Source organism: Polaromonas sp. P1_G4 (assembly GCF_056405475.1).
Genome location: NZ_JBFUCA010000245.1, coordinates 1 through 6,168 on the forward strand (window position 1 = coordinate 1; position 6,168 = coordinate 6,168).

The following is a 6,168-nucleotide window of genomic DNA, read 5'->3' on the forward strand; positions in this document are numbered from 1 at the left end:
GGTCAGCGCACAGCTGATCGGCGACGCCTTCAACCATTGGGATGACGTGGAGGTGTTCTTCAAGGGCCGCTCGGTGCGCTCCGGCGGCCACGGTTTCTGCGGTATCGGCCGCAAGCGTCTGCTCAACATCCTGCAGGAGCGCTGCATCGCGCTGGGCGTGGACCTGGTGTTCGAAACCGACGTGCAGGACGACCAGGCTATCGCTGCGCAATACAACGCCGACGTGGTGATCGCCAGCGACGGTCTGAACAGCCGCATCCGCAACCGTTATGCGGAGACCTTCAAGCCAGACGTGGAGCTTCGCGCCTGCCGTTTTGTCTGGCTGGGCACGCACAAAACTTTCGATGCTTTCACCTTCGCCTTCGAGCAGACTGAGCATGGCTGGTTCGCCGCACATGCCTACAAGTTTGACGAGAACACTTCGACCTTTATCGTCGAGACACCCGAGGCCGTGTGGAAGGCGCACGGCCTGGACCAGATGAGCCAGGAAGACGGCATCTCATTTTGTGAACGCCTGTTTGCCAAATACCTGGACGGCAACGCGCTGATGAACAACGCGACGCATGTGCGCGGCTCGGCGATCTGGATACGTTTTCCGCGTGTGGTTTGTGAACGTTGGGTTCACGAGGAAAACATCAACGGCAAACAGGTGCCCATCGTACTCATGGGCGATGCAGCGCATACCGCGCATTTTTCCATCGGCAGTGGTACCAAGCTGGCGCTGGAAGACGCGATTGAGTTGACCAACTGTTTTGCGCAGCACGGTGATGCCGCTGCGGCGCTCAAAACCTATGAAGCCCTCCGCTCCGTGGAAGTGCTGAAGATCCAGAACGCGGCGCGCAACTCGACCGAGTGGTTTGAGAACGTTGACCGCTACAGTGGCATGGAGGCCGAGCAGTTCTTTTATTCGCTGCTCACACGCTCGCAGCGCATCAGCCACGAGAACCTGCGCGTGCGCGATGCCGCCTGGCTGCAGGGTTATGAGCAGTGGTTGGCTAAAAGCAGCGCACCGCATGCACCGCCGCCCATGCTGCTGCCTTTGAAGGTCCGCGAACTGAATCTGAAGAACCGTATCGTCGTTTCGCCCATGGCTACCTACAGCGCGGTGGACGGCGTGCCGCAGGACTTCCACCTGGTTCACCTTGGCGCGCGCGCATTGGGTGGCGCTGCGCTGGTGTTTGTCGAAATGACCGCACCGTGCGCAGAAGGCCGAATCACCCCCGGCTGCCCGGGCTTGTGGAACGAGACGCAGGCCAGGGCCTTCAAGCGCATCGTGGATTTTGTCCATGCCTCGGGTGCCGGCGCCAGAATCGGCATGCAACTGGGACACAGCGGCCCCAAAGGCTCCACGCAAGTCGGCTGGGAAGAGCCCGACGAGCCGCTCGTCACCGGCAACTGGCCGCTGCTGGCGGCTAGCGCTGTGGCTTACGGCCCCACCAACCAGGTGCCGCAAGCCATGACACGCGTCGACATGGACCGTGTCAAGACTGAGTTCGTGCAGTCCACCCGCTACGCGGCCGAAGCCGGGTTTGACTGGCTTGAGCTGCATTGCGCCCACGGCTATCTGCTGTCGAGCTTTATCACGCCGCTGACCAACCAGCGCACGGACGAGTACGGCGGCAGCCTGGAAAACCGCTGCCGCTTTCCGCTGGAGGTGTTTGCCGCCATGCGTGAAGTGTGGCCGGCGCATCTGCCGATGAGCGTGCGGATCTCCGCGCACGACTGGGCGCCGGGCGGTAACACCGCCGACGATGCCGTTGCCGTCGCCCGGATGTTCAAGGCCGCAGGGTGCGACTTCATCGACGTGTCGTCGGGCCAGACCACGCGCGCGGCCAAGCCGGTTTACGGCCGCATGTACCAGACGCCGTTTGCCGACCGCATCCGCAACGAGGTGGGCATACAGACCATCGCCGTGGGCGCGATCTCGGAAGTCGACCATGTCAACAGCATCATTGCAGCCGGCCGTGCCGACCTCTGCGCCGTTGCCCGCCCGCACCTGGCCGACCCCGCCTGGACGCTGCACGAAGCTGCCAAGCTGCAAAGCCGCCATGTGGATTGGCCACAACCCTACCTGAGCGGGCGCGACCAGCTCTACCGTGAACTCTCGAAGCAAAAAGAGCTTGCAGCGCAGACAGGACAAGCGCAAGTTGCTATCAAATAGATAGCGCCAACAAGTAGCATTATCAAGGAGACACGCCATGGACATGGAAGCAAGAGGCCACAGCGAACACCCCGAAGCGTTGCGGCTCTGGCTGCGCATGCTGACCTGCACTCAGCTGGTGGAAAAGCAGGTGCGCACCCAGTTGCGTGAACAGTTCGACACCACCCTGCCGCGCTTTGACCTGATGGCACAACTCGAGCGCAGCCCGGAAGGGCTGAAGATGAACGAGCTGTCGCGCCGCATGATGGTGACCGGCGGCAACGTCACGGGCATTACCGACCAGCTGGTGAATGAAGGGCTGGTGGAGCGCGTGGATGTGGAGGGTGACCGCCGGGCCTATCGCGTTCGCCTGACCCCGCGGGGGCGAAAACTGTTCGACGAAATGGCAAACGAGCATGAAGCCTGGATCGTCGCGGCCTTTGAGGCTTTGTCACCACGCGAGGTGGAGTCCCTGCACAAACTGCTGGGCAAGGTCAAGCAACACCACAACGCCCTGCTGACCGACAGCAAACTGGAAACGACATGAAACACTACATCGGCCTGGCCAACCCCATGCATGCGCAGTTTGATGCGCTGGCCCATCACCAGGCGGAGCATTTCGCTTACGCCTTCGACGCCGGCGTCGCGACGCTGACGCTGAACCGGCCCGAGCGCAAGAACCCGCTGACCTTCGACTCCTACGCGGAGCTGCGCGACCTGTTCCGCACGCTGAACACCGCCACCGACGTGAAGGCAGTGGTCATCACTGGCGCCGGCGGCAATTTCTGCTCGGGCGGCGACGTGCACGAGATCATCGGGCCGCTGACAAAAATGACCATGCCGGAAATGCTGGAGTTCACGCGCATGACGGGTGACCTGATCAAGGCCATGCGCCTGTGCCCCCAGCCCATCATCGCGGCGATTGACGGTATCTGCGCCGGCGCCGGTGCCATGATGGCGCTGGCCGCCGACATGCGCCTGGGAACGGCCCAGGCGAAGACGGCGTTCCTCTTCACGCGCGTGGGCCTGGCCGGTGCCGACATGGGAGCCTGCGCGTTGCTGCCGCGCCTGATCGGACAGGGGCGCGCATCGGAACTGCTGTTTACCGGCAGATCCATGAGCGCGCAGGAAGGCTTGCAGTGGGGCTTCTTCAACGCGCTGCACGAGCCGCAAGATGTGCTGGCGCAGGCGCAAAAACTGGCGCAAGAGCTGGCTGACGGCCCGACCTTTGCGCACGGCATGACCAAAACCATGCTGCACCAGGAATGGGCGATGACGCTGGACCAGGCGATAGAGGCCGAAGCGCAGGCGCAGGCCATCTGCATGCAGACGCAAGATTTCACACGGGCGTACGAGGCCTTTTCAGCCAAACAGAAACCGGTGTTCCGCGGCGACTGAGCGCGGCAGGACGACAAGGATCACGCATGAGATCGACCACCGCCCACCTGGCACTGCCTTTTTTTGACGAGGTTCACCGCGACCTGGCGCAGCGCCTGGCCGACTGGACGCCGGATCAGTACATCGACGAGAGCGACGACCGCAGGGCTTGCAGGGAGTGGGTGAGTCTGTTGGGCGCCAACGGCTGGCTGCGCTACTGCGTGCCGGCGGGCAAGGACGGCGCCCTGGGCGGCGCGCTTGAAAAATTGGATTCCCGCGCGCTCGTCATCCTGCGCGAAACGCTGGCTTTTCATTCGCCGCTGGCCGATTTCGCGTTTGCGATGCAAGGGCTGGGCAGCGGCGCGATCACGCTGGCGGGGACGCCGGCACAGCAAGCGGCTTACCTGCCGTTGGTCGCCAACGGGAAGAGGATCGCGGCTTTTGCGCTGAGCGAACCCGACGCTGGCTCGGACGCCGGTGCCATGGTGACCTCCGCCACAGACGCGGGTGAAGGCTGGGCCTTGAACGGCAGCAAGACCTGGATCAGCAACGGAGGCATCGCGGATTTTTACGTGACCTTCGCCAAGACGGATCCGCAGGCCGGCACGCGCGGCATTACTGCCTTCATTGTCGATGCGGAAAACAAGGGCCTGGACAGCAGCGAACACATCGCTGTGATGGCGCCGCACCCGTTGGCCACGCTGAAGTTCACGCATTGCAAGCTGCCGCGGGACGCGCAGTTGGGCGCGCTGCATGGCGGGTTCAAGCTGGCGATGCAGACGCTGGACATCTTCCGCGCCTCCGTGGCCGCTGCCGCGCTGGGCATGGCGCGCCGTGCCCTGGCCGAGGCAGTGCATTTCTCGAAGGAACGGAAGATGTTCGGCCAGACGCTGGCCGACTTCCAGCTCACGCAAGCCAAGCTCGGCGAGATGGCGGCGCTGATCGATGCGGCCGCGCTGCTGACCTATCGCGCCGCCTGGATGCGCGACGAAAGCGAACGCCTGGGCAGCGGCGCGCGCATCACCGCCGAGGCAGCCATGGCCAAGATGACAGCCACCGAAAACGCCCAGAAGGTCATCGATATGGCGCTGCAGATGCATGGTGGCCTGGGCGTGAAGGTTGGCACCAAGGTGGAAAGCCTGTACCGCGACATACGCTCATTGCGCATTTACGAAGGTGCGACCGAAGTGCAGCAACTCATCATTGGAAAGGCCGTATTGCAATCATGAGCACCTCCGTCTCCGACTCCATCGAAAGTGTTGCCGCGGTACCGTCCGCACAGACGGACCGCTTTGTACATGACCGTTTGCCGCCGTACGAACAGCTTCCGCGCATGGTGTACGCGCTGCCCGAGCTGTGCATACCGGCGCAGGCCAATCTGGTGCAGAGCCTGTTTGACAAAGCTTTTCGCGAGGGACGCGCGGACAAGCCGATGCTGCGCTCGGACAAGATCACCCTGACCTATGCCGACGCACTGGAGCGCGTGAACCGCATCGCACAGGTGCTGACGGAAAACTTCGGCCTCAAGCCCGGCAACCGGGTGTTGCTGCGCGGCGGCAACTCGATCGGCATGGCGCTGGCCTGGCTAGGCGTTGTGCAAGCCGGGCTGGTGGCGGTGGCAACCATGCCGCTACTGCGTGCCAAGGAGCTGGGAGAGATCATTGAGAAAGCCAGGCCCGCGCTGGCTTTGTGTGATGCCAGCCTGCTGGAGGAATTGCAGGCGGCGCAGGCGCAAAGCGATACGCTGCCCATCATCGTGCCCTTCAACCTGATGGACGCACCGGGCTCGCTCGCGGTTCTGTCTGCGCAGAAGGACGGCGAATTCACGCCCTGCCCGGTAGCCGCCGACGACATCGCCTTGATGGCCTTCACCTCGGGCACCACGGGAAAACCCAAAGCCGCGGTGCACACGCACCGCGACGTGCTGGCGGCCAGCGAGGCCTGGCCGCGCCACGTGCTCAAGGCAAAGCCGGACGACATCGTCATCGGCTCGCCGCCGTTGGCCTTCACCTTCGGCCTGGGCGGCATGCTGATTTTCCCGATGTGGGCCGGCGCTTCGGTTTACTACCCCTCCATCGCCTATACGCCGGAGGCCATGGTCAAGCTGATCAACCAGGTCGGCGCAACGGTCTGCTACACGGCACCTACGTTTTACCGGCAGATGGCTGCTTTCGCCAAACAGCACGGCGTGCCCGGCTTGCGGGTGTGCGTGAGTGCCGGCGAGAGTCTGCCTGACGCCACGCGGCAGCTATGGAAGGACGCCACCGGTATTGAAATGATCGACGGCATCGGCGCGACCGAGATGTTCCACATCTTTATCTCCGCAGCCGGCGCCGACGTGCGCCGCGGCGCCATCGGCAAGGTGGTGCCAGGCTACACCGCCAGGGTGGTGGACGACACCGGCACGGAAGTGCCGCGCGGCACCATAGGCAAGCTGGCTGTGGTGGGCCCGACCGGCTGCCGCTACCTCGATGATGCGCGCCAGGGCAACTATGTGAAGGACGGCTGGAACTATCCGGGCGACGCCTTCATGCAGGACGCCGACGGTTATTTCTTCTACCAGGCGCGCGCCGACGACATGATCATTACCGCGGGCTAYAACGTGGCGGGCCCTGAGGTGGAAGATGCCCTGCTCAAGCACCCTGCCGTAG

Annotated in this window: 5 protein-coding genes; all 5 read left to right on the plus strand. The window is 63.6% G+C overall.

Features of this window, described 5'->3' with window-relative positions; all coding sequences use genetic code 11:
- Window positions 1–2,161, plus strand: a 2,161-nt coding sequence (locus tag AC1D1X_RS13280; RefSeq protein ID WP_477698434.1) for a bifunctional salicylyl-CoA 5-hydroxylase/oxidoreductase, incomplete at its 5' end; no start/stop codon positions are given.
- Window positions 2,162–2,198: 37 nt separating this feature from the next.
- Complete coding sequence (locus tag AC1D1X_RS13285) at window positions 2,199–2,687, plus strand: MarR family winged helix-turn-helix transcriptional regulator (protein ID WP_477666480.1); 489 nt, start codon at window positions 2,199–2,201, stop codon at window positions 2,685–2,687.
- Complete coding sequence (locus tag AC1D1X_RS13290) at window positions 2,684–3,538, plus strand: enoyl-CoA hydratase family protein (protein ID WP_477668664.1); 855 nt, start codon at window positions 2,684–2,686, stop codon at window positions 3,536–3,538. Before AC1D1X_RS13285 ends, AC1D1X_RS13290 begins: the two co-directional genes overlap by 4 nt.
- 26 nt (window positions 3,539–3,564) lie before the next feature.
- Complete coding sequence (locus tag AC1D1X_RS13295) at window positions 3,565–4,746, plus strand: acyl-CoA dehydrogenase family protein (RefSeq protein WP_477668665.1); 1,182 nt, start codon at window positions 3,565–3,567, stop codon at window positions 4,744–4,746.
- Window positions 4,743–6,168, plus strand: a 1,426-nt coding sequence (locus AC1D1X_RS13300) for an AMP-binding protein (protein ID WP_477698435.1), incomplete at its 3' end; no start/stop codon positions are given. The genes AC1D1X_RS13295 and AC1D1X_RS13300, both read left to right, overlap by 4 nt.